Genomic DNA, 24,777 nt, shown 5'->3' on the forward strand with positions numbered 1-24,777 from the left:
AACGACTGGTTAGGTTGCAGCGTGTTATTGGTTGCAGTCATTACATTCGACAAAAAGCATTCGGTTGTAGATACTTCCTTATCAACATTTCAACTTGTTAACCTGTCAACCCTTTCTTTTGTCAACCTTACTTTACAGCTGTAGTCTCTTCTACAAGCTTTGCCTTCATAACATTGACTGCAAAAGAAATTTCATCATCAGAGAACTGACCTTTTAATTCGCAGGAATTTTGAACGATATCAAAATTATCAGAACGGACATGGTTTTGGAAATCCCACAGGTCTTTCCAGGATGCAAAAACGATAGTAACTTTTTTCATTGACCTAAAGAGTTAATTGAAGATGTAGAATAAATATGTTTAACCTCTTCAATTGGTGATTGGGGAAAGGTAGGCTATTTAAAGGTAGGCTCGCGTTAATTATTATCACAGGATATATGCCAGTCTGTTATAGTAAACCTGTTCAGCTAAGATTATATCCTGGTATTAGTAGGGAATGGCATTCCCGCGAACTTATCAATTATCAGAAGGCCTCACCCAGGTTTATCATGATAGAACTAAACCCTTTACTAACTCCATAATCAATACCAATGTTGGTATTGGACCCTTTATTGTATTTGACGCGTAAACCCGCCCCAATAGCCGGGTGCCACGAAGTAAATAAGGTACCGAAACCGCTTACTGTATTTGTATTGGCAAATACCACGAATCCCAATAATCCATTTGGTGTGATATCTCTCCTGTATTCGCTTTCCAGGTAGAAAAGGGTTCTGCCCCTGTACCTGTTTTGATCTATCCCCCTGCCTGAACGATTGTACGGGTCTCCGCCAATGTTGGGAAGATCCAGGTAAGGACTATTTTTATTTAAGACCGTCCACAGGTAGGACCAAAACGCCAGTTTGTTTTGCTGGTTTGGATTTGCATTATTCAACGAAAGATATTTTCTAACATCCACATACAATGAATGCCAGTTATCATTACTACCTAGAAACCGGGGGTTGACCCGGTAAATAATATTTCCATAAGAACCAGGTAATGGGTTTAATGAATTGTTACGTGTATCATACAACAGGTTGAGGGTTACACCTGAAGAAAAGGAATTCCGGCTGGTACCATAAGAATATCCAGTATAGGTTTTAAGGTCCACCAGCGAGTCCTCAGTTTTAATATTGAAATGATAATCCAGGTTATAACCGAGGCCGGCAAAGAAATAAGACCTGACACGGTTGAGCAGACTTTGATAGAAGCGGATGTATTTGTAATCAACCAGCATTTTTTCATCAGTGCTGTGACTACTTCCCAATCCCCAGGTAAACTGCGGATAGACAAGAAACCGCGTATCACCCTGGATGGTACGTGTATTCCCGGGAAACCAAATGCTGTTGCGCAGGGGAAGGCCAAATCGTCCATGAAAATTCCAGTAGGGAGCAAATGTGGCACTGGACAAATTGGTTGTTCTGCGTGGGCCTAAATAAATACCAGCTGTAGTAGCCGTAATCAGGGCCCTGCCGCTACCACCGGGAACCGATGCACCAATGGGTAACAATGAAAAATAAACCTTTTGGTCTTTTTGCTCTCTTATTTTACCAGGTTTTATGCGAAACAGGCTTTTAGCAATATCTATCAGGTCCGTCTGCCTCGATGTATCGGATTTGGTAGCATTGTTCTTTGGAATGATGGTGGTTGCATCTTGTGCGTTTAATGAGATAAAAAATAAGTGAACCAATACAAGAAGAACAATAGGTTTAATTGATTTTGCAGGTCTCCCCCAATAAATAAGATCTGCTATTATATTCTTCATAATAAGGTTTAGAAACCGGACATTCAGATGCTAAACTGAACTTTCTTTAGCGCCAGGTTTATCTGGTGTATTACAAGTTTATTTCCAAAATAAAATAAATCACAAATAAACAATTGAAGTAAAGTTGTTACTTCTCCCTGTAAACATTCGGCCAACAAACGTTAATTGGCTATAAAAGCATATAAAACAAAGAATTTTGCAAGGATTATAATGAATCATGTAACAAAGGCTCTTTAAAAATTCCGGACCTTTACATTGATTTAATTTTCCTTCTAAGCAACCCGTTTTATAAACCGTTCCTTCAACTGGATTATCACCAGGCAAAATTTTCTTCAAAGGGAACTATTTCAGTCAGTGGTTTATAACAAAACTCCATAGATAGATCTTTTAATAAAATATGGAGGTTTAATTAACATCGAAAAATAGAATGATGATCGTATTTCAAACAACGAGTACGTGGATGTGAATCCAATTAATTATGAATAACTGTAAAAAGAATTCTTTTAAAAAGTATATGGTAAGCTCAACAGCAAATAATTACCTAAACTCAAAATTATATGGCAGGCAAAATAACTGACGTATTGGAAGAAACCGGGAACCAGATGCAATTCATGTCTGGATTCTTTAAAAATATTTTCCGGCAGGGATTCGAATGGAATGAATTTATCAGGCAGTGTTATATAATAGGATACAAATCATTTTCATTAGTAGGTATAACAGGCTTTATACTCGGGTTCGTTTTAACGCTACAGTCTGAACCTACCCTGAAAGCATTTGGTGCCGAAAGCTTTGTGCCAAGTATGGTAGCCATCTCAGTGATCAGGGAAATAGGACCTGTGATCATTGCATTGATATGCGCAGGAAAAATCTCCTCGAGTATCGGTGCAGAGTTAGGCAGTATGAAAGTGAGTGAACAGATAGATGCCATGGAAGTATCCGGAGCCAATCCAATGCAGTACCTGGTAGTTCCACGAATTCTTGCCTGCATTTTCATGATACCTGTGTTGACCCTGATGGCTGACACTTTAGCCATACTGGGTGGATTTACTGCTTCGAACCTGGGAGGGCATTTTACTTTCCTACTCTATTTTAATAAGGCCTTTGATGCTTTAACCTTTTCCGACCTGTTGCCTTCAGTTGCCAAGACCATATTTTTTGGTTTCGCCATTGGCTTTATTGGTTGCTATAAAGGATATAATTCTAACAGGGGAACAGAAAGCGTAGGTGTAGCGGCTAATTCTGCTGTTGTAAATGCTTCTCTCTGGATCATTGTGCTGGATGCTATTGCAGTGCAGTTGACAAGCATATTTGCTTACAGTTAATAGCATAAATAACATGGAAAATATCAATTCAGTAAAAACTATAAACGGAAATAATAAAGAAGCAGTTGTCCAGATTAAGGGCATGAAGAAGTTCTTTGGCAAGAAAAAAGTGCTTACCAATATCACGATGGACCTGTTCAAGGGTGAAAACCTGGTTGTGTTGGGAAAATCGGGACAAGGCAAATCTGTCACCATCAAATGCATTGTTGCATTATTGAGTCATGATGAAGGAAGCCTGAAAGTATTCGGGCAGGAAGTGAAAGGATTGAATGATGACGAATTAAAATTACTCAGGACCAAGGTGGGATTTTTATTCCAGAGCGCAGCACTTTATGATTCCATGACGGTAAGGGAAAACCTGGAATTTCCACTAACAAGAGTATTGCGAAGTACAGATGCTGCCATGATCAACCAACGCATTGAAGAAGTTTTGGAAGGTGTTGGTTTATTAAGCGCCATTGATGTGATGCCTTCCGATCTTTCGGGTGGCATGCGCAAAAGGATTGGCCTTGCACGGACCCTGATCCTGAAACCAGAGATCATGCTGTATGATGAACCCACCACGGGACTGGATCCTATTACTTCCCGGGAAATAAGTGAATTGATCCTGGAGATGCAAAAAAAATACAAAACCTCTTCCCTCATCATTACGCATGATATTGCCTGTGCAGAAATCACCGGAGACAGGATACTGGTAATGAATGATGGTGCATTCATAGCAGAAGGAAGCTATAAAGAATTGGAAAGCTCGCCCAATGAACTGGTGAGCTCATTTTTTAAATAATTAATTATGAAAACTACAATGTCTCAAAAAACCAGGATAGGCCTGTTTACCATAATAGGCCTGTTGATCCTGGTGGCCGGTGTCTTTATTATTGGTAAGAAGAAAAATCTTTTTGGAGATACTTTTCATATTTATGGCACTTTCAATAATGTGGGAGGTTTACAGGTTGGTAATAATATCAGGTTTGCAGGTATCAATGTTGGTACGGTAGAGGATATTTCTATCATTTCTGACACAATGATCAGGGTGGATATGGTACTGCAGGCGAAGATCAAACCCTTTTTAAAATCAACTTCCTTTGCCAGTATTGGCTCCGATGGATTAATGGGTGACAAGTTGATCACCATCACAGCAGGAGCAGCTAATACCGTAGTGCTAACAAACGGAAGCAGGATACTTACGATCAATCCACTAGATTTTGATAAGAGCATCTCCAAATTAACCAAGGTAGCATCCAACGCAGAAATCATATCTGGTGAGCTGGCCGCCATCACTATTCAAATCAGGGAAGGTAAAGGGAGTATGGGAAGGTTATTATACAATGATGACCTGGCCAAAGGATTGGAAGGAACCATGAAGAATGCAGAAAACATCACCGGCTCCCTGGCCAACATAACCGGTGAGATCAAAGGAGGAAAAGGTTCATTGGGCAGGCTGCTTTACAATGATACATTAGCCAAAAGCCTGGAGGGTACTGCTGCGCGTGCGAGCACCACTATGGCTACTATCAATGATGCGGCTTTTGGGTTTAGTGAAAATATGAAAGCGCTGCAGGGAAACTTTTTATTTAAGGGCTATTTTAAAAGGCAGGCCAAAGCAAAGGAAAAAGCAGCAGCACTTGCTGCAGTTAATATAGACAGTACAGATATAGAAATGAACGATGCAGATTTAGCTGAAATAGAAGCAGCTGCTCAAAAAGCTCAACAGGTTATAATAGACAGGAAAAAGAAAGAAAAGGAAAAACAATAATGCTACCTACTTATTTCATTAACAACTCAATTATATGACTGGAAAAAACAAAAAGCAATTTGGCATATGGATGGATTCGCACCAGGCAACCATTATTGGCAGGGAAAATATAAACAGTGGTGACTTTATTATACTAGCCAATGAGATCAATCCTGTGAGCGGTGGAAATTCCAATGAAAATGCCGCAAATAATTCTGAAAGAACAATGCAGGACAAGTTTTTCAAAGGGATAACTTCTCATATGCAAAACGCAGAAGAATTGCATGTAACCGGTACCGGACAGGTACAGGAGCAATTTATCAATTACCTGGCTACAACACCACAATTTAAAAACACCGTAGCCAATCAAAGTACATCCAATAAAATGGGTGAGGAAAAACTGGTTGAATTTATATCCGCCAAATTCAATTAAGCATACTTTAGAACTCTCAGCAATGGCTGTTTCAGTTATCCTGGAACAGCTATTGCATTTTGGATATCTGCGTCTCTTACATTCTCATCATAATTAAACGACTAATCAGACTAATTGTAAAGGAAGTTCTCTTCCTTACAGCATTACATAAAAAGAGAGCCATAGATTGTTCATCTATGGCTCTGCAAATTGTTTTCCAGGTAAAGGACAATTAATTATATATCTCTACATCTGATTATTTACCGGCTTCTGCTTTGGCTTCAGCTTTCATTTTATCGTTTGCCGTAATTACAAATTCAACCCGCCTGTTGGAAGCACTTCCTTCCTCTGTATCATTTGTTGCAATAGGGTCAGATTCGCCTTTTCCAATCGCTGTCAATCTTGCTTTGTCAATTCCATTCTGGCTGGCATAATTCGTAACAGCAGTGGCACGGCTCTCAGACAGGGTTTGATTATAACTGTCAGACCCTTTGCTATCTGTATGCCCGATCACAGTAATATTCGTTTCAGGATATTTGAGCAGGATATTTTTAAGTTTATCAAGATTTGTTTTGGCAGTTGCATTTAGATCTGAACGGTCATAAGCAAATAAAACCTTCTCTTTAAACTTGATCACAATTCCTTCTCCTTCTCTTATCACTTCAGCATCACCCATTTCTTTTGCTATTTCCTCTGCCTGCTTATCCATTTTATGGCCTATTACGCCTCCGGCAACGCCACCTGCAGCTGCACCTATAATAGCACCCATAGCAGTATTGCCCATAGTATGACCAACTACACCCCCAATAACGGCACCACTGGTTCCACCAATTACAGCTCCTTTTTGAGACTTTGTCATGGTTTTACATCCGGACATGAGTATTGCTAAAACTGAAACCAGTAAAGTAAAACCCATCAGACCTTGTTTGATTGAGGACTTATGTTTGCTGGTTGCGATAACGAGATAACTATTTGACATCTTATAAATTTACCTTGCGGGTAGAATTACGCACAAGAAATGTAATGTAAGCTTAACAAGCAAGGAATAATGTTAAGAGCTTGCTTTACATACATTTAATATAATTAGCAGCGCATATAAGTAAAACAAGGGGTACGGATTGGATTTACTATAAATAAGTTACTCATTTCATATTCCATCTAAATTATTCTTCACAAATAATTTCTTTCCCATAAGGTCAATCTTCATAACCACTCTTTATTATGGTAGCGATTATTTTAAATTGCTTATTAGCATTGAAGCAATGAGCGGCATGCGCTGGTATTATTATGCCTTCGCCTAAGCGCAGGTTATATTTTTTATTATTAATTATAAGCTCTGCCTCTCCATCTATTACCTGGATAAAAGTATCAAAGGGAGAAGTTTTCTCAGCCAATTCTTCACCTGCATCCATTGCCATTACTGTAATATTTCCAGTGCTCTTTTTGATTATTGTTTTAATTAAAGTAGAATTAGCAATGTATTCCAATATTTCCACTATAATGTGCGCTTTCGATTTTGCGAGTTCGGTAGTATCTGTTTGCATGCCCATAATATGATTAAGAAATTCTATTATGTAAAGGTCACATAATGCATTGGAGAAAGTCTTACATCATTCAGTAAAGAACTTACAGGATTCAATGATTTTGCAGAAATGAATTAATGGAAAAAAGTCAAAGGTTCTCTAATGCAATTAGGCGCTTATGCTTCATTTTCTTAAAAAAAGAAGGAGTTAAACCGGTAACTTTTTTAAACTGGTTGGAAAGATGTGCCACATTACTGTAATGAAGCTTATCAGCAATTTCAGTAAGGGTAAGTTCATTATATATCAGCAGTTCTTTGGCACGCTCAATTTTATGCGCAATGATAAAATGTTCAATAGTAGTGCCCTTTACTTCAGAAAAAAGATTAGAGAGGTAATTGTAATCATAATCTAATTTTTCAGCCAGGTAACTGGAAAAGTTCCAAACAGGCGGCTCATCGCTGTAGTGAATCATCTCCACTACTATATTCTTTATTTTTTCGATAAGCATACTTTTCTTATCCTCCATGAGTTCGAGACCAAACTTTCGCAAAGCTGTCTCCAGTTCGGCTTTCTGAGCGGGTGTAAGATCCTCCTTGATTTCAGCCTCACCCAAATCAACTGTAGTAAAATGTAAACCCATTTTTTCCAACTCTGATCTAAGGATCATTTTGCAACGCAGGCTTACCATATTTTTGACTAACAGCTTCAATTCTTATTCAACAATTTAATATTTACCATTTGATGCCTTAAAACATAATTCCACCAAAAACTCAACCACCGTAAGTTACTTCTTAAAAAATGGGTTTTATTGGAATGGGCGTTAAACTTCCCAATCTGTAAACTTTATAACATTTAAACATAATGGTGTAAGGTTTAACCCCTGCAACACATTGATCTTTGCATTATAATAAACTATCCCCTACAAAGACACACCTACCTTAAACCCAAACAATGAATTCCTGCCAATAACAGGAGATAAATGAAAACTTAAGTAATTGTCGTTTTCCTGAAACTCAAAGCCACCCTTAGGTTTTAAAATGACAAATTATCTGTAACAATAAAATAAAGCCACCAATTATGCCCAACTCTTTGCCTTATATATTATTAATAGATGATGATGAAGATGATATGGAATTACTTTCCTCATCTCTTGAATTGGCAGGTCTTAGTATTAAAATATTAAATGCCGGAGATAAAGTCATGAATTATTTAAATTTAAAAATAGGGCCGTTGCCTGCATTGATTATATTAGACTATAACATGCCAAGAATAAATGGCGAGCAGGTATTGCTACTTTTGAAAAGCAATACCTATACAAAGGATATCCCGGTTATCATGTATTCAACCACCATGTCACCAGTTTTTAAAAATGCTATTATAGACATGGGTGCGCTGGCCTGTTTTATAAAGCCTTCTACTTATTCAGAATTTACTACCCAGGTAGCATTATTCAGGGATATTACTTATTCGACTATACCTGCCAGGCTATAAGGATAACCTATAAACTGGCAATAGTTTTACCGGACATTAATCCCCAGTTCAATTACCATTATAACAAGCACAGGTTGCAAAAGTACTGGTGCATCTCTTTAATTTATTTAATAGCCTGAATGACAGGAGGATTTTGACCTGTTCAAAAATATCTGGAACTTTAAGTACAACCTCACTTCCATGTGGCCTTTCAAAAAGCTGAATTCATTTGTACAATGGCTACTCATGATCTTCCTGATCATCGTATTTGGAGTGACCGGGTATATGATAGTGGAAGGTTACAGCTTTTTTGACGCGTTGTATATGGCTATTATTACTATCTCAACTATTGGCTACCACGAGATCAGGCCTCTATCAGCCAATGGGAGGATATTCAACATCATCTTTATCATTACTTCCTTCACTACATTTACCTATGTATTGGCCAGACTGACCCAATACATTCTGAGTGGTGAACTGGCTCGTTATTTTACAACCAAACGACTTATGCAACAGTTAGCTAAAAAAGAGCAGCATGTCATACTGTGCGGGTATGGGCGTAATGGTCACCAGGCAGCCAAGACCCTGAAGGCGCATAAAATTGATTTTGTGATCATTGAAAAGAATGCCGCCACCATGCAGAATCTTGAAGATTCTTCCCTGGTTTACATGATCGGGGATGCAACGGAAGACGAGATGCTGGTGAAGGCAGGCATAGAAAAAGCCAGTACATTGCTGACCAGCTTACCTGAAGATGCCGATAACGTGTTCATAGTTTTATCTGCCCGGTCGCTCAATCCCCATTTGAATATCATCAGTCGCGCATCCAACAGCAGTGCAACAACCAAGTTGTATAAAGCAGGTGCCAATCATGTAGTGATGCCAGATCTTATTGGTGGCACACATATGGCTACACTGGTATCCAAGCCTGATGTCATCGAATTCATTGATTTCCTATCCGGAGAAGATGGTGAATCCATTCATATTGAAGCAGTGAGTTATTACAAGCTACCCTCCAATATCAGGGATACATCGTTGAAGCATATCATGAACTGGAAGAAAACAGGTGTTAATTGTATTGGGATAAAAGATGAAAATGGAAAGTTTCTTATCAATCCTCCTGATGAAACGATCATTTCCAGGGATATGAAAGTAATTGTGCTAGGAACAAAAGAACAGATAGCCGAGATGAAGAAAAATGTGGGCGAATAATTCAGATAATCTCACAGTTATTGTAGTATATACCTTACCCATTACACTATTTCCTTAGGAAAAGTATAATCAATACTTCCGGCTATCTGCCCTGTTTACTATTTATTGCGCTACATGCTCTTCATGGCTCCTATGCCTCAGGCGATCATATTCCTCTTCTTCAGAAAAAAGCCTTGATGACCTGTAGTCGAATAAATAATGGAATACCAGGCCGATTCCCCAACCTGCCAGAGGCCATATTGGCCAGGGATAACCTTGACCTGTCATCCACCATAAGAGCCATAGAGTGGCATTGATCACACAAAAAACAACCAGGTGACGCCTGAAATCCACCCGCTTCCTGGCTAATTCGCGCAATTGCGTGTCAGACAAGTTTTGCATATAATAGTTTTATATGATTAATTTATTGATGAAGGCTAAGGTATCTGCAAGGGTGTTTCTATACAAGAATTACAGTCAGGAGAATGTATGCTTGTCGTCAGTTCTATGACCTAACCCTATTGCAAGGTATCAACCATATAAGAAATGGAGAGTACTTTCTGGCTGCATTGCAGCGTACTCCCTATTAGCAGTCCGGCAAGCTTAAACTATTGCCCCTTTGATCCAAATTGGTAGATATAAGCAGGCTTGCCGTGCTTTCCTTCTGTGCTTAAAAATAAACTACCTGCAGGGTCAAAACAGATACCCTCAGGCTGTTCCAGGAGGTCTTTATCCAAATAGGTAAAAGATTCCAATTGACCATCATGGCTGAACTGCGCCATGCATTTCGTGTCTTTGGTTGAAATGACATAGATATCATGGGAAGCAGGATTAACTGCAACACCTGAGGGAAAGAACTTTACTTTATCGCCGCTCATAGCCTTCAGGTCTTTGCTTTCAATGACCAGGAAAGGCTTTTGTACCAGGCTTTCGCTTTTGATATCCAGTGCATATAAGGCACGAGCTGATTTTTTCTCATCTTCCAAACCTGATTCATTTTTGCAGGCGATCAACAGATTACCGGAAACGGGATCATAAGCTAATCCTTCTGTATTGTTTGTCTTATCCAGTCCTGTTACGATCTCCTTTACCTGTTTGCCCTTTCTAAAGTCAGAGATTTTAAAAATACTACCATGGCTCCATAAGGCATAAGCATCATTTCCAATTACAGCCACATCTTCTATATCGAATTTCTCCTTTGCTGTTTCGTAAAAAGAGATGGTATCGGCTATAGATGCTTTTCCATTCTCAAGGTTTAGGATATAAAGCGTAGGGTGCAGGTCTTCAATAGCAAGCATTTGATTATTGTCAAGCTTTACAATCCCTGAAACTTCTTTAAGCTGTGCAGGAAGTTCCCATTTATTAATGGGCTTTGACAGGTCATATTGAAGGGAGAACTCTGCAGCATTAACGGACTTTCCTCTTACTAAAGCTTTATCCTTATGATCATTCTTATTATTGTTGATGCATGAGACTAAACTTAATACAAGCAAGCTGATGAACAGATACCTTGTGAGATATTGGATGGACATGGAATTGTTTTTTTAATAGTATAGAAAATATAGTGCCTGAGAGAGAAACCACAAATTGTTCCGCATAAATGCTTTTTCAATGGTAAAAGGCAATTATTCCTTTGAAAGCGAATAAAATTCCCCCGGCAACTTTTATTTCCCCGTTATTATACCTGGCACAACCGAAAAGGCTTTACATATGTGAAGGAACTTTACTATTATTTTACTACCCACACTATTTTAATAACACTTCTTTGGTGAAAGCATTCTACAAAGGATGGCATCAATAGGTAATTTTGCTATTCCGTTTTTACCCGCAACGTCAATATTACATTTATCTAATCTTCCTTATGGAAAAACAAAATATACCCTACTCAATATTGGAACTTGCCATTGTTTCGCAAGGAGAATCGATAAAACAAACACTGAATAACTCGTTAACCTTAGCTAAAAAGGCAGAAGAATACCATTACAAACGCATATGGTTTGCTGAACATCATAATTCAGATAATATAGGCAGCAGTGCTACCACTATACTCATAGGATACATTGCGGAAAACACTAAAACGATAAGGGTAGGTTCGGGTGGCATCATGCTTCCTAATCATTCACCTTTGATTATAGCGGAACAATTTGGAACCCTTGCCCATTTATATCCTGGTAGAATAGATTTAGGTCTTGGCAGGGCTCCAGGCACAGATCAGCAAACCGCCCAGGCCATACGGTCAGATTTTATGCAGGCTGCGCAATTATTTCCGGAGGAAGTGGCTAAAATTGAGCGGTATTTTTCATTGGAAAATAAAAAATCCAACGTTAGAGCACCTGTTGCTGAAGGGACGCATATACCAATTTATATATTGGGGTCCAGTACTGATAGTGCACATTTAGCCGCCAATAAAGGACTGCCTTATGCTTTTGCCAGTCACTTTGCGTCCACCTATTTAGACCAGGCTTTAAAGATCTATAAAGAGCAATTTCAACCTTCTGAGGTTTTAAGTGAACCCTATACAATGGCCGGGATAAATGTTTATATAGCAGATACTGATGAAGAAGCGGAAAGGATGTTCACCAGCTTGATCAGGATGTTTGTTGGCGTGTTAACCGGCAACAGGCAGCCATTACCGCCACCAACAGAAATGACTGAAGAATTAAAAGAACTGTTACAGCATCCTGCTGTTCATCAAATGCTGAAATACTCATTTGTAGGTAGCAAACAAACGGTCAAGAATAGCTTACAGGCGTTTATTGATCAAACAGGTGTAAATGAATTGATAGCTGTATCAGCAATGTATGATATAAATGACCGGATCAAATCTGCCCGATTATTTGCAGAAATTATGAAGGAGATAAATGAAGGCGCATACAAATAATTGTACCCCCTCTACTTAAATAAAGAAGGCTCATTATTCCAATAATTTTAAACACTTTATAAGCTTAATAAAGTCTGAGGTTTTTACTTTCCGATACAGAATATAGCTTTCCTTGTATATCAAGGGTTTCAGCGTTCTGGGCAACAAGTGGGCAACAAGGTTTCTAAAACATAGGTTACTTTCTGAAAAAATCAGAAAATATCTACTGATTGATAATTCCCCTGTGTTCTCTCCTTGCTTCTGCATTCAAAGCTATGAGTAAAGATAATTGATCACAATCGTACTTGTCAAAGGCTTTGGCATATCCGGCTCTTACAATCTCCTGGTTAATACATCTACCATCATTAAGGTAAACGTAAGCCAGTAACCTACCATAAACGTCCTGGCTACTTTTTACAGCACTCACATAACTGATCTTTGTACCAATTGGCAATAGCATTTGTAAATATAGTTTTGAAGCTCTCCCCAATTCTAGTAGCAAACCGCCAGGCATATGTGTTTCTCTTTCGTCCTCCCGGAGCTTTTTACAATTGCTCACTTCAGGAGCATCAATGCCTAATAAACGAATTTCCAGCTCTTTCTCACTGGTCAAATTCACGACGCAAATGCCGTCTCCATCTACAATTCGGGTCACTATTCCATACTCATACCGGTACTGAAGTTCTTTGCATTCATAGGTTTTGTTCTTCACTGTTTTAGCAATGGTGCACCTCTGCACTTATAGGTAATTTAGTATTGAACCCTTAGAACAAAAACTAAAAATCCAAACTATGGCAAAGCAAAAAGGTGTAATTAAATATGTGGGTACCATTGGCGATATCCGACACTTCAAAATCAAAGGACAGGAAGGCTATTTCGCTGGGATGGTGGGTGGTCCTACCGCAGAACAGGTTTACACTGCTCCTGAATTTGAAAGAACCCGTGAAAACATGAACGAATTTGGCGGATCAGCTAAAGCAGGTAAAAGCGTAAGAAACGGTTTCGCACAATTGCTTTCTAAGATGTCCGATAGTCAACTTACTGGTCGTCTCACTTCCATCATGAAAAAGATAAACCTGGAGGATCAAACTGAAGCCAGGGGATATCGTGCAATCGAAATCTCAACACAACGTACTTACATCAATGGTTTAGACTTTGATAAAAGCCTTAGCCTGAATAGTATATTTTCTGCTCCGTATTCAGTCACACATCCGGTGGCGAGAGATACAGCAGATTTAGTGGTGGCTGGCTTTGATCCTATGAGCCTCATCATCGCTCCTCCTGGTGCAACCCACTACAGGTTAGTTAATGCATTGGCTGTTGTATCTGATTTTGCATTTAACAGTACAACCAGCACCTATGAACCGACCCAGCCAACATTCAATGAATTGTCCGATGTTGCTTACAGTGGTTACCTGGATCTGACTGCAGCCACTCCTGCAACAACCGTTACTTCTACCCTGACCACTCCAGGTGCAATGCCGGCAGATGTAACAGTATTACAAGCTGTGGGAATTGAATTTTATCAGAAAGTTGGAGCCAATTACTACCAGTTTGCAAGTGATAATTGCCTGAAGATTGTGGATGCCTTTTAATTAAGGTTGTGATGTTTCAGTATCCAAGGCTCGGGCTGCTCACCTGAGCCTTTTTAATTCAAGACCTATGGAAGCAATGAATGAAATAAATATTGTCTTCGGTACCGTCATCAGCCTTCTGCTGTCTGTGGTTGCTTACTTTATTCGGCAACTCCATAGCGACTTCCGCAAAATGGAAAAAGACATCATTGAAGTAAAGACAACTACCCAACTAATAAAAACAGAATTTAAAAGCAGTCATGATCTGCTGAACCAGCGAGTAGCTTACCTGGAAAAGAGAATGGATGTAATTGAACTTTTAACCAATAAAAACAAGTCCTATGAGTAACCAAAAATTATCATTGCAAGAAAGATTGTCTGCACCAACACCAGGCTTTTTCAAAAAGCTTAGAAACATTGGTCTAATCATCACTGCTGTATCCACTGCAATCTTAACTGCACCTGTTTCATTACCAGCTGCTGTAATAACAGTTGCAGGTTATCTCGCTGTTGCAGGTGGTGTTATCGGTGCAGTCAGTCAGGCTACAGTTGAAGGTGAATAGCACTGTTTTTGTCTTAATGTGCAATCATGTAGCTTTTAGGTAGCAGTCATGTTGCGGATGAAGGTCAGTCAGGATAAAACAGCAAAGCCCTAAAAGGGCAATGCTGCAAGCTGACGACGACCAGACGGAAAACAGTGGATGAACCAACCACTGGACCCCATGTGAAAAACACGAGTACCTGAATACCGGTAATAAACTGGACGCCTGCCGAAGTGCCTACCGAAAACATACGGAAGAACGCAAGGCACCGGGAATGTAGAACTGCTGAATGAACAAACTGCCAAATGACGACTGGTGATGATACGAAGCTGCTTTTGCATAATGTGATTTTTTATATGCATCTCTCAGCGAAGGCATTAAAAGAACCAAAAGGAAACGGAATAAAAGATGGCTCTGTGTGAAGGGTCTTGTGTTTATGCCGTAGTCTTTTGGTTTCTTTTTGTCGGGTAAGTGCGGTAAGCTGCCGGAGCTAACTTTGCTGCATAAAAAACACATCAGGCAAAAGTTGTATTGTTTACCGAGTGTGGTAGAATGTAAAAGCAGCCATTTTCTGACTGCTTTCCTTGTTTAGTATTCTTTCGGCAGCATCAGGCAGCCATCAACCAACCAGATGGTAGCAAGATCATAGGGGAAATCGCTGAACTAAATTTCCTGACTTGTGATGTCTTTACCATTTCCATCGTTGCAAACAATTTTGAACCGGTCATCTTCAACTCTATTCAGATCCCACACCTGAAAAGGTTCTACCCTTACTGCTTTATTGGTTTGGTGGCTGATGATCAGATCAATCAACCAATAAGCTCCGCAGCCTTCAGCCATTTCTTTTACTCCGTCGGTGTATAAGATTTTAGTAAGCTTGTGGCGGTAAAAGTTTTCTGAACCCATGTTGCTTCCGAAGTAGTGATTTGCATTCTTCATCTCATTAAAAAGTTTAATTTTTAAAAGAAAAAAGAGAAAAAAAGAAAGCATCTACATCAGGCGGTGAGGCTGGCTGCAAAGAAGCAACGCAATAAAAGAAGGCTTTGTGCGGTAGGTTTTGTGTTTATGGCGGAATTTCTTTGCAGGCATAGTTAGGGACTGTGGTAGCCGCCTAACTTGCTGCACTTTTTTTATTGAACAGAATTAGGATTACATCAAGACAAATAAACAGAAATACTATCCCTTACTAGCGACGTTTTGTATACTCGACCAAGCAAGCCGATAGATTTGAAGAAAGCCACCGTATCCGACCTTAATGAACGATGTATAAAATTGAATAGCCGTAAAAACTCAAGTGCTTTCCTTTTCTTTTCACCTTCGGGTGGGTTAATTGCGTGGTACATAAGAGTATAATCAACAGTATTGATACCAAAACCACAACCACTATCGTCACAAACTAATGCTTCGGGAATAGGTTCCCTATTTTCTGTAAAACACCATTGACATGCTCCTTCGCCGCCATAACCTTCGCAATCGTAATCTGATACAAAACCACTACCACCACCATAGCCTGGGCAAGTGTGAATGTCGCCTGGGTCAGAAAACTCATTTGAACAAAAAGGACATTGACTTTTTACGTCATATAATCCAAGAAAGTCTGGATTAACTGGTTCTGCCGATATAGGATCATCTTCAATAATTTTAATGAGTGATTGATAAAACATCGTAGAAGCATCATCATTCGTTAGCTCAAACATCACATTAAATTCTCCTTCTTTGTTCGCATTATTTAAGTTTTGAGAACCTATAATGACCACATTGTCAATTAAGTAAATTTTCCCATGAAAATATCTTGAATTGACTTTAATGAGTTTGGTAGCGGGAAAATCCCTGCTGTTGTTATCATCCCTGCAAATTAAGTAATGAGTAACAGTAGATTGCAGGAGGTTTCTATACTCATTTACTGTTGCAAGTTTGATATAAGCAGATGCAAAAATTGCACGAGACTTTGCATTTGTACATAACTCTCTCAACTTATTCCAGAACTCGGAACCATACAAGAGTTGAATTTTAATTTCGTTCATACTTGCGATTGTGGAGGGCAAAGGTAAAAGCGCCTGCGGCAAAAAGAAGGGTTAGCCGCCCCTGGGAGTAACAGGGGCTGTAGCGTGGCAGCGTAGCGAGCCGTCAAAGACACCGGAGAGAGGTACGAACGGAGGTGGCTGCGAGCACCACCGGCTGGGGCGGACAGTAAAGTGACCGAAGGGAACGATGGACGCACAGTGAAGGGGCGGAACGTGACATGCACTTCAAGGCTTTGTGTGTGGGTCAGTGCATGAGCAAAGGTTTGTGTCAGTGCAGCCCCGTAACGCAGACGGTGGTACGCAAGGCGAGCAAAATTATTGGCAGCGGGTGGACTTAATGCGACCGAAATGAATGTAGGACGTAGTGGAGTGGAATGGAACCCAGTGAGTATTGTAGCGTGGCTTGCGAAAAGGTATGTGCATCACTTGTGTTTAGGTTTTGTGGTCAAGGTAGTGTGCCATTCCTTGCAGCAAATGGTCGGGCTACGAACGTGGTGTAATGGAGCGGAACAAAGGACGAAATGAATAAGGTGGCATGAAGGACACAGGAGCTGCCGTGACGAATGCCGTATGAGCTACAAGCAGTGTGACAAACTGCGAAGCGTAGCGAAGCACCCGTAGGGCAGTGTAGGTGCAGCAATACCATAAAAGTGCTTTAAACAGACGTATTGCTGCTGCTGCACTGGTTTGGCGCATCTGCTTTGCCGAATAGGCATGAGGAACACCGCTTTACCTTGCAGCGTGGGCATCGTTGATGTGAGAAATCCTAATGCCTGGATTTATTCTGAAGCTGAAAAGAAGCGTTGGCAAAAAGCAAGTGCCATAAGGAACGAAATGGCTCTTGCTGTGGGAAGCCGTAGGTGGCTAATATCAAGGTTTTGTGAGTTGGCTTAGCTACCGGAGGCTGCAGCCTATAAGGTCATTTTCACACCATAACTTTTTAGCCAGGCTTCATGCACCCGGTAGTCAGGCATTACTTTATCCAATTCATTCCAAAATTCAGGTGAATGATTTGGATGTATCAGATGCACTAATTCATGTACGATGATATAATCCAACACAGCTACCGGAGCCATAATTGCCTTCCAATGTAAGTTTATACTACCTCCTATTGTACATGATGCCCATCTGTTCTTTAACTCCTGTATCTTAACTGACTTTGGCTGAACTTTTAGTTTCTTCTGATACAATTTTAGTCTTTCCTGCACTTTAGGTAAGCCTTTCTCTTTGTAGAGTTGTATAAAATGTTTATCAGCGTTAGCCAGATCTTTTCTTCTAATGTTCAAATATCCATTTTTAAGCATCAGGGGCTCCGCCTGGTCCTCCACAATATTCAAACGGTAATTCCTTCCAAGGTATAAGAATGATTGACCATTAACGTATGACCTTTCAACCTTTCCTTTATTTAACTCCTTCCACTTCGCTAACTTTTTGTACAGCAAATAATCTTTAGATAAAACCGCTTCTTCAATTCTTGCATCGCTAATGGTTTCCGGGGCTAAGACTGTGACCGATCCATCCCTCTCAACGAAGATGCTTAACGTCTTTCTTCTCGAAGACCTTTTAACTTCAATATCTAAGTCTCCAATCTTCATTAATATCCACGTTTTAAATCAATCTCTCTTTTACGTGCAAGCTTCATTAACTCCGCTGCAAGCATTTCGTGTTTACCTTTCAGTCCTTTTATCCTTGAGTAATTTATTTCATCCTCAATTACCCCCGTTACCTGTTTTACATCAGATGGTTTGTCCCAGAAGTTATTTATTTCAATTGCTTCGCAAATGACGTTTACGATATCCGATGTGAGTTTCTTCAATGCATCCCGGTCGTTTGCATCTTCCCAATTAGCTTCTGCAGCACCAGCTATGATATCAAAGAAAGGTGCTTCCTTGACAGGTATGTCTGAGGCATTGTCGTTTCTTCCCTGAGCCATCTCAGTTCTCAGATTTTCAAACTCATTTATTTGAGCTTCCCAATTTCCTTCATGCTGTTTTAAAATACTTTCTAACCTGTCCTTCATCCTGGTATACAATCCGGGATCCTTGTCTAAGTTTACTTTAATATGCCAGCGAATAGCATGCTCCATTTCTGAAGCCTTTGACTTTGGTGTCCGGTTTAACTCGTCAACCTTCTTAGGAAATTCGTCGGACAGAATTGATATCTGGGAAATAACTTCTGTTATGCCAATTGATTGCAGGTGCTTGTCAATAAGTTTCCGCACCTTTTCGCTCGCCCATTTTAAATCCAAAGTATCATCCTTATACCTGTTTCGGATACGCCATATCAGATAGCCAAACCTTTTTGCCGGAACCCAGTAATTTGCCTGCACTTCATGCACATTGAAAAGAAGATCAAGGCTGTCAAAAAAGCTTTTCAAATAGGTATCAAATTCTGCTCTAAACTTCACATCTTCTGCCTGCTCTATGCACCTTTCAGCAACTTCAAACTCTTTGGCATCATCAGTCATTCTTTGGTTTACAAAATCTTCAATCTCTACGATACCATAATCTTTAAATAAATCAATCAGTCGCTTATACCTCGCTTCCAGAACTGGTATTTCTTTATTGATATCCCGAAAGAAAGTTAAAAAGTCCTGTAATTTCTCTTCATCCTTCTCTGTATAGATAGCCAGAGCCTCTTTCAGGTTTTTTGTGATACCGAAATAGTCCACCACTATTCCATGCTTCTTACCCTTCTTTGTTCTGTTCACTCTTGCAATTGCCTGTAAAAGATCGTGTTCTCTAAGGTTTTTATCCAAATACATCACCTGCTCTACAGGAGCATCAAAACCGGTAATCAATCTATCACAAACACATAAAATTCCATAGCCCGTTTCAGGCTTTTTATATTGTCCTTCTTCTTTCGTGAGGTCAAAATCTTTTTTGAAGTTGTCAATTGCACCAAATTCAATTGCTTCTCTCCTCGCTTTACTGATATAGCCCGGTTCATTATTATCCATCTTTGTTACAACAGATGCAACTTTAAGAAACTGCAGTTGTTCAATTAAATCCTTATCCTGCTCGTTTTCAGGTAAGGCTTGCAACTGTTCCAGTTTCTTTTTTATCGCTTCTTCCAACTCATATTTATAACGCACTGCGGCGATAATAGAAGATGCAACTACTTGTGCCTTGAAGCCATTTGGTAAAATCTCTTTGCTGTAATGATCAATAATGTCAGTGGCTATTTTAGCAACCCTGTCTTTACTTTCAAGGTATGCCAAGAAGGTTCCGTATCTTCTTTGTATCTCCAGCTTTTCTTCTTCTGTTCTTTGCCTAAATACATCTTCAAACGTGGCATCAAATACCTCTTTGTCCTGGAGATTAACTTTGGCAGTTTTGCCGATATAAACAATTTCTACTGTAGCCCTGTCCTTTACAGCGCTATCCATCTTGTAAAAATCAATAAAAGGACCAAAACGCTCATGTGTTTTTACCTCATGCCGTTCAGTGAGTAATGGCGTTCCAGTAAAGCCTATCCTTGTTGCATTTTTGAAAGCAACGAACAAATTATCACCCATGTCCCCACCTTGTGTTCTATGTGCTTCATCAATTAATATTAGTACACGGTCACTATCATTTACTACATCGAAAGGTTTAAACTTAGGTACCACACCGGCATCTATTAATGACTGTGCAGACACATTGTTTTCGTCCAGGAACTTATGGATCATTACCATGTTTAAATCGCCGGTATTATCAGATAGCTCCACTAAGTCTCTTCGTTTATCTATTATTCGCACCGGCTCACCAGTTAAGGCTGCAGTTTCCGATAATTGATCTTCCAAATCTGTCCTGTCAACAACCATGATCACTTTGAAGTCTTTTAAGTCATCGCAGCTTCTCAGCTTCCTGATTAAAAAGACCATCGTCAAACTTTTTCCTGAACCCTGGGTGTGCCATACAACCCCACTTCTGTCTTTGCCTGTTGTACCTTGTCGTAGGCTCTTTATTATTTTACCTACCGCCCTGTATTGCTGATACCTGCAAATTGCTTTTACCTCAACACCTTTTTTTATTTCCATGAACAATGTGAAATGCTTCATTACGTCCAATAATATTTCTTTATTGAACATACCATGGATCAGCACTTCCTGTCTTTCTTCATTTGGCTTTACCGGAAACGTTAGGTATTCTTCGGGAAAAATATCCACCCAGTTAAAATAGTAATCAAAATCGGCACTGATGGTACCAAACCTCGCCTCTTTGCCATGGGTAATAACACTAAAGGCATTGAAATGAAACAGTCGTTCTTCGCCTTCTTTAATACCATAATCGTCGTCTCTTGTGTTTGCGTATCTGCCCACCTGAATAAAAGCTTCACTTAAAGGCTCGGCAACTTCTAAATATTTACATTCAATAACGATCCATGGTAAACCATTTACAAAACATACTATGTCAGGGATAATACCTTCCCTTGGACCACCGGGTGTAAGTAATCGAAATTGATTAATCGCTATAAAACTATTCGCTTTCCAATTTTTGAAATCCACCAGCCGAACCATTGGATTATCCTCCCCTGTCAGTTCATTTCTTTCCATCCGTGTCCCTTTCACCAGTAGCCTGTAGATGGTCTTATTTGTTTCTAAAAGATCCTTTGCTGTAGTTGATATTACTTCACGATATACCTGGTCCAGTTGGTTAGCGGTTAACCATTCCCTGCCATCAGCAGTAACGTTGATTTTCTTTATTGCTTTCTTGAATTCCTGCTCCAGGGTTACTTCTTTGAAGTTTGACCGAAGGCTTTTTGAAGCATCCTGTGGAATGCCCTGCCCCTGGTCAATTACCTGCCAGTCTAATTGTCTCAGCTTATCTAAGAATGGTTTTTCTACATTAACGTATTTAGCCATGGAGAATTGATTTTATTTTATGCCCCTGCCTGGTGAGCCGGTACTTTTGAAGAGCACTTTTAGGTTTATCCGGAATGGTCATTTCTATCCAGCCTGCTTCCATAAGCGGTTGAACGTATTTCTTGAAATTTGTGGATTTGTTCGTAAGCCCAATTGCCGACAGGATTTCCTCTCTTTTCTTCTCATCCTCCAGTATAGCTATCGCCTTTAGGGAGTTTGCCGGCAACATGGTCCCTAACATGGTCCCGACTTGGTCTCTCACTTGGTCCCATTCGCCATCTTCAAGCTTATTTACAAAAGCCGCAAGTGCCTGAAAACCATCCGATTTTAGTTCCTCCAGCTTGGTCTCTACTTGGTCTCTACTTAGTCTAAGAAAGGCAGGATGAACCGGTATTTCTATCAGAAAGTACCGGCGATCTTCTCCGTCTGTGTCAAAGGAAGGAGCCGGAGAGCCATTTTCATCCAACCGGGCTTTTATAGTGGGGATGCCGGTACCTCTGCCTTCGGTTAGCCGAAGCTCCTTTAAGAACTCACCTATTCGCCGGTTCCGGTACCGCCGGGCTCTTATTATACCCTTGCTGAAATCAGCAATCCGGATAGATGGATCCGGACCACCATAGCTGATGATCTCAATTTTATCAATATGAATTCTAACTTCAATGGGTTCGGTTAGTTCATAATTACGGTGGTAAACAGCATTGGCTAAAGCTTCTTCTAATACTTCATAAGGATAGTTGTACACCCTGTCGGCTTCTGCCTGACCCGAAACCTTTACTACTTTTTCCTGTATAACGTTACTCTTTAAATAATCTAAAACACTGCGAAGCTGTTGCTGAATGGGACCGGTGTAGGGAGGTCTTTCAATGAAGGGTTTATCTAAACCATCAGGAAATTCCACTACCTCAATTCTTGCATAAGGGAAAAACTTTTGTGTGTCCTGCCCAAACATGAGCAAGGCAACATGCTTTGGAAATAAGTGTTCGTTTGCTCCTTCCACGAGGTTCAGTTGCCTGTAAACTTCAGCAGGTGCCATGGCTGCACTCTCTTCGTATAAACGGCTCTTCACTTCTTTTAAAAAGGACCGCACTTTCAGAAAGTCAATGTCATCTATAGTGGCGTGGTGGTTCACCCTGTCATCGTATGGAATATTGGCAGTGAGGTTAATAAGCTCCTGTTTCTGTTCCCGGTTAGCCATTACAGAACTTGAGTACTGCCGGATGTAATAAGCATACTCTTTATCTTTTGCACCCACTTCTCTAGGCACCTCGTAAGGACGATTGCTGCCGGCTGGTACCCAAATTACCAGCACATGCTTTCCATCTACCGGCTCCAGGAATAGTCTGGGGAAGTATGGCGGCTTCATTACATTGGCATAGCCCACCATTTCCTTTTGCACCTTTTCAAACTGGTCAGGATTGAACCCAAGTACCGGTCGTTTTGGCTTTCCATCTACTTCCTCCACACCAACAATTACATAGCCACTGCCCAGGTTCTCAAAGTCGTTGGCAAATGCACAAACGGTACGCATGATGGGTCCAGGGTTCCAACCTTGTTTGAACTCCATTCGTTCGCCTTCCACAATGGTACCGGCTAAAAGATCTTCTATGTTTACGGGTAGTGACATTATTATGGAGTTGCAGAATTTGGTTGAAGAATTTTTATATCACACAGCTTGTTGATCTCCTTCAAAATCTCGTCGGTTCTTGCTTTTAAAAAGCCTTCAAAGTCATCTGCTTTCAATAAGTCAATCATTGCCGCTGTAATGAACTGCGTTTGCATTATAGCAATGAACTCTTGCTGCTTGCCAGCATCACTGTATTCTTTCTCGAACTGTAATATGTATTGTGAGGGATTTTTAGCCTTTATCCTTGCATTATTGGTCTCTTTCGTAAGCAAGGCGATATTAGCAATATTGTTGATGATGTCGTTATAACGATGGTTTTCATACTTTACCTGTATGTCTTTTCCAACTTTAGAGTTCTTAGGAAATATATGATGCTCCTCCAGGAAATGAGCAGATGTCCCGGATTTCACAGGCTCTAAACCACTATAAAAATCTTTTACACCACGAGACTTTAATAACAAGACCATGCTTCTATACAATTGCTGTGTCTTATTACTGTAATAGGCTTCAAAGTAAGCCGGTTCATCTGCCTTTGCTCTTTCTATGTAAGAAAAGTCACGGGTATTTTCCAGTACCATCTTCTCCAAAGCTTCAGGCAATGTGTGTTCCTGTATGTATTTAAAGTCCTTGGCAATTCTTTCGTTTTGAGCACCCGGATAACGGTTTTTTAATAACGTGTTCCAAAACCACCTTTTTAAAAATTCTTGCTCCTGTAAATTGATTTTCGGGAAGTGGACTACCGCTGCCGCTAAAAATTTCATGATGGGCTGGTATTTAAAGAACTCTTCCTTCTCAATTAAAAACTGTTGCCTCAACAAACCAAGCAAGTAGTTGAATTTATCGTGTAAAGGTTTTGTATTTGTAATCAGTTCATCTGTTTTGATTTTTAAAATTCCGGAAGCCCTGAATTCCTTCTTCAGCATAATCATTACCAGGAATAACATATCTCCCTCTTCCACCTTCAACCCCACACCATTAAGATCAATGTCATCCAGATTTTGGAAATAATCTTGTTTTACAGAACCTTCATAATTAATTAGTGATAAATAGCTGCGTAGGTCAAAGTACCGGTCTCCAATTTTTCGATAAGTTTTTGCAACCATTATATCGAAGATGCTCAACTTGGTATTCCTTGTATTAATCCGCTCAAACACCTCCAGCACTTGCTCTAAGGAGCCTTGTTGTTCAATGTCGTACACTTTCCGGTTGAGAATATTCTTTTGAAGATCATTGATCTTGTTCATGTATTGCACAAACAAAGCCGGGTCGTTGTTCATCTGAGGCAATACAGCAGTTGAATTGTCTTTCCAGTTGTAGGCATGTTTCAGCTTTACAAACCGAACCCCGAACTTCTGAAAGATTTCTTCCTGAGTAAGGTCTCTTAAATAGATGTGCTCTTCGGCATCATCAGGTGAAAAAATTTGTTCATCATCTAACACCCATCTTAATTCAGGATCATCTCCTTTATATTCACTATCCCAATAAATATTTAATAATTCTTTTTTTTTGATATTACTACCATGGTATATTGCCTTATTAGTAAAAGCCAAGGTTAGAGCTGTGGTACGTTGCTGACCATCCAATAAGTAGATAACCGTTTCAGGTTTGTCCTCCGGTACTTTGATTTCCTTTATGCTTCCTCCAACTCTCCTTCTTGCCAACTCATCCCCACCTTCCCACAACAGAATGCTACTGATGGTGTAATTGTGATAAAGACTATCAATTAATAAACGTATCTGCGTTTTATCCCACACAAACGGACGTTGAAACTCAGGCAGCCAAAGCTTTTCCTGCTCAGCGTATTGTATTAGTAGTTCAATATTCAGTTCCTGTTCAAAAACTTTCATGTTAGTTTGGT

At 39.9% G+C, this 24,777-nt stretch carries 24 protein-coding genes; 10 read left to right on the plus strand and 14 right to left on the minus strand.

All coding sequences use genetic code 11. The annotated features are described in order from the left end of the window. Positions 1–127: 127 nt before the first annotated feature. Both BP74_RS05510 and BP74_RS05515 read right to left on the minus strand, forming a co-directional pair. Positions 128–319: a hypothetical protein gene (locus tag BP74_RS05510; RefSeq protein ID WP_496371883.1), complete on the minus strand. Its 192-nt coding sequence runs from the start codon at positions 317–319 to the stop codon at positions 128–130. A gap of 202 nt (positions 320–521) precedes the next feature. Continuing rightward, complete coding sequence (locus tag BP74_RS05515; protein ID WP_496371885.1) at positions 522–1,799, minus strand: BamA/TamA family outer membrane protein; 1,278 nt, start codon at positions 1,797–1,799, stop codon at positions 522–524. 557 nt (positions 1,800–2,356) lie between these two features. Here BP74_RS05515 and BP74_RS05520 point away from each other — a divergent pair. The 4 genes from BP74_RS05520 to BP74_RS05535 are packed head-to-tail and all read left to right on the plus strand — an operon-like array spanning position 2,357 to position 5,286. Next, the gene (locus tag BP74_RS05520; RefSeq protein WP_496371887.1) at positions 2,357–3,121 is read left to right on the plus strand and encodes an MlaE family ABC transporter permease; all 765 of its coding nucleotides are present in this window, start codon (positions 2,357–2,359) and stop codon (positions 3,119–3,121) included. Positions 3,122–3,134: 13 nt separating this feature from the next. Continuing rightward, positions 3,135–3,905 carry an ABC transporter ATP-binding protein gene (locus BP74_RS05525; RefSeq protein WP_496371889.1) on the plus strand — a complete coding sequence of 257 codons (771 nt, stop codon included), beginning with the start codon at positions 3,135–3,137 and terminating at the stop codon, positions 3,903–3,905. A gap of 6 nt (positions 3,906–3,911) precedes the next feature. After that, positions 3,912–4,874: an MlaD family protein gene (locus BP74_RS05530; protein WP_496371891.1), complete on the plus strand. Its 963-nt coding sequence runs from the start codon at positions 3,912–3,914 to the stop codon at positions 4,872–4,874. Positions 4,875–4,908: 34 nt separating this feature from the next. Next, a complete protein-coding gene (locus tag BP74_RS05535; protein WP_496371893.1) occupies positions 4,909–5,286 on the plus strand; it encodes a hypothetical protein in 378 nt (125 codons plus the stop codon). A gap of 235 nt (positions 5,287–5,521) precedes the next feature. On the opposite strand, the gene BP74_RS05540 is transcribed toward BP74_RS05535, so the two are convergent. The 3 genes from BP74_RS05540 to BP74_RS05550 form a co-directional block, all read right to left on the minus strand. Then, positions 5,522–6,244 carry a YiaD family glycine zipper/OmpA-like lipoprotein gene (locus BP74_RS05540; RefSeq protein ID WP_496371895.1) on the minus strand — a complete coding sequence of 241 codons (723 nt, stop codon included), beginning with the start codon at positions 6,242–6,244 and terminating at the stop codon, positions 5,522–5,524. Positions 6,245–6,461: 217 nt separating this feature from the next. After that, entirely contained in the window at positions 6,462–6,809 is a 348-nt protein-coding gene (locus BP74_RS05545) for a cupin domain-containing protein (protein WP_496371897.1), read from the minus strand. Between the two features lie 127 nt (positions 6,810–6,936). Next, positions 6,937–7,455: a helix-turn-helix domain-containing protein gene (locus BP74_RS05550; RefSeq protein WP_496371899.1), complete on the minus strand. Its 519-nt coding sequence runs from the start codon at positions 7,453–7,455 to the stop codon at positions 6,937–6,939. A gap of 410 nt (positions 7,456–7,865) precedes the next feature. Here BP74_RS05550 and BP74_RS05555 point away from each other — a divergent pair, with 410 nt between their 5' ends. Both BP74_RS05555 and BP74_RS05560 read left to right on the plus strand, forming a co-directional pair. After that, on the plus strand, positions 7,866–8,279 hold the full coding sequence (locus tag BP74_RS05555; RefSeq protein WP_496371901.1) for a response regulator: 414 nt from the start codon (positions 7,866–7,868) through the stop codon (positions 8,277–8,279). A 180-nt stretch (positions 8,280–8,459) separates the two neighbouring features. Further along, entirely contained in the window at positions 8,460–9,470 is a 1,011-nt protein-coding gene (locus BP74_RS05560; RefSeq protein ID WP_496371903.1) for a potassium channel family protein, read from the plus strand. A gap of 102 nt (positions 9,471–9,572) precedes the next feature. Here BP74_RS05560 and BP74_RS05565 read toward each other — a convergent pair whose 3' ends face one another. Together BP74_RS05565 and BP74_RS05570 are read right to left on the minus strand one after the other, a co-directional pair. Then, the gene (locus BP74_RS05565) at positions 9,573–9,851 is read right to left on the minus strand and encodes a 2TM domain-containing protein (protein ID WP_496371905.1); all 279 of its coding nucleotides are present in this window, start codon (positions 9,849–9,851) and stop codon (positions 9,573–9,575) included. A gap of 206 nt (positions 9,852–10,057) precedes the next feature. After that, entirely contained in the window at positions 10,058–10,981 is a 924-nt protein-coding gene (locus tag BP74_RS05570; protein ID WP_496371907.1) for an SdiA-regulated domain-containing protein, read from the minus strand. 329 nt (positions 10,982–11,310) lie between these two features. Between BP74_RS05570 and BP74_RS05575 the strand changes: the two genes are divergently transcribed. After that, positions 11,311–12,330, plus strand: coding sequence for an LLM class flavin-dependent oxidoreductase (locus tag BP74_RS05575; protein ID WP_496371909.1), 1,020 nt, complete (start codon positions 11,311–11,313; stop codon positions 12,328–12,330). Positions 12,331–12,532: 202 nt separating this feature from the next. Here the strand turns inward: BP74_RS05575 and BP74_RS05580 are convergent, their stop codons facing one another. Continuing rightward, a complete protein-coding gene (locus BP74_RS05580) occupies positions 12,533–13,021 on the minus strand; it encodes a thermonuclease family protein (protein WP_496371911.1) in 489 nt (162 codons plus the stop codon). Positions 13,022–13,100: 79 nt separating this feature from the next. Between BP74_RS05580 and BP74_RS05585 the strand changes: the two genes are divergently transcribed. From BP74_RS05585 to BP74_RS05595, 3 genes are all read left to right on the plus strand, one after another. Continuing rightward, a complete protein-coding gene (locus BP74_RS05585) occupies positions 13,101–13,904 on the plus strand; it encodes a hypothetical protein (protein WP_496371913.1) in 804 nt (267 codons plus the stop codon). A 67-nt stretch (positions 13,905–13,971) separates the two neighbouring features. Continuing rightward, a complete protein-coding gene (locus BP74_RS05590; RefSeq protein ID WP_496371915.1) occupies positions 13,972–14,232 on the plus strand; it encodes a hypothetical protein in 261 nt (86 codons plus the stop codon). After that, a complete protein-coding gene (locus BP74_RS05595; protein ID WP_496371917.1) occupies positions 14,225–14,446 on the plus strand; it encodes a hypothetical protein in 222 nt (73 codons plus the stop codon). Before BP74_RS05590 ends, BP74_RS05595 begins: the two co-directional genes overlap by 8 nt. Before the next feature lie 642 nt (positions 14,447–15,088). Here BP74_RS05595 and BP74_RS05600 read toward each other — a convergent pair. The 6 genes from BP74_RS05600 to BP74_RS05625 form a co-directional block, all read right to left on the minus strand. Beyond that, positions 15,089–15,364 (minus strand): DUF6876 family protein, encoded by a 276-nt coding sequence (locus BP74_RS05600; protein WP_496371919.1) that lies wholly within the window; start codon positions 15,362–15,364, stop codon positions 15,089–15,091. 215 nt (positions 15,365–15,579) lie between these two features. Next, positions 15,580–16,449, minus strand: coding sequence for a hypothetical protein (locus BP74_RS05605; RefSeq protein WP_496371921.1), 870 nt, complete (start codon positions 16,447–16,449; stop codon positions 15,580–15,582). Positions 16,450–17,360: 911 nt separating this feature from the next. Then, a complete protein-coding gene (locus tag BP74_RS05610) occupies positions 17,361–18,044 on the minus strand; it encodes a M48 family metallopeptidase (protein WP_496371923.1) in 684 nt (227 codons plus the stop codon). Next, positions 18,044–21,295 (minus strand): type I restriction endonuclease subunit R, encoded by a 3,252-nt coding sequence (locus tag BP74_RS05615; RefSeq protein WP_496371925.1) that lies wholly within the window; start codon positions 21,293–21,295, stop codon positions 18,044–18,046. The genes BP74_RS05610 and BP74_RS05615 overlap by 1 nt, the downstream gene beginning before the upstream one ends. Then, positions 21,288–22,919: an RNA/DNA-binding domain-containing protein gene (locus tag BP74_RS05620; protein WP_496371927.1), complete on the minus strand. Its 1,632-nt coding sequence runs from the start codon at positions 22,917–22,919 to the stop codon at positions 21,288–21,290. Before BP74_RS05620 ends, BP74_RS05615 begins: the two co-directional genes overlap by 8 nt. A 2-nt stretch (positions 22,920–22,921) precedes the next feature. After that, on the minus strand, positions 22,922–24,766 hold the full coding sequence (locus BP74_RS05625) for a GmrSD restriction endonuclease domain-containing protein (RefSeq protein ID WP_496371929.1): 1,845 nt from the start codon (positions 24,764–24,766) through the stop codon (positions 22,922–22,924). Positions 24,767–24,777: the final 11 nt, after the last annotated feature.

Source organism: Flavisolibacter ginsengiterrae DSM 18136 (genome assembly GCF_059568575.1).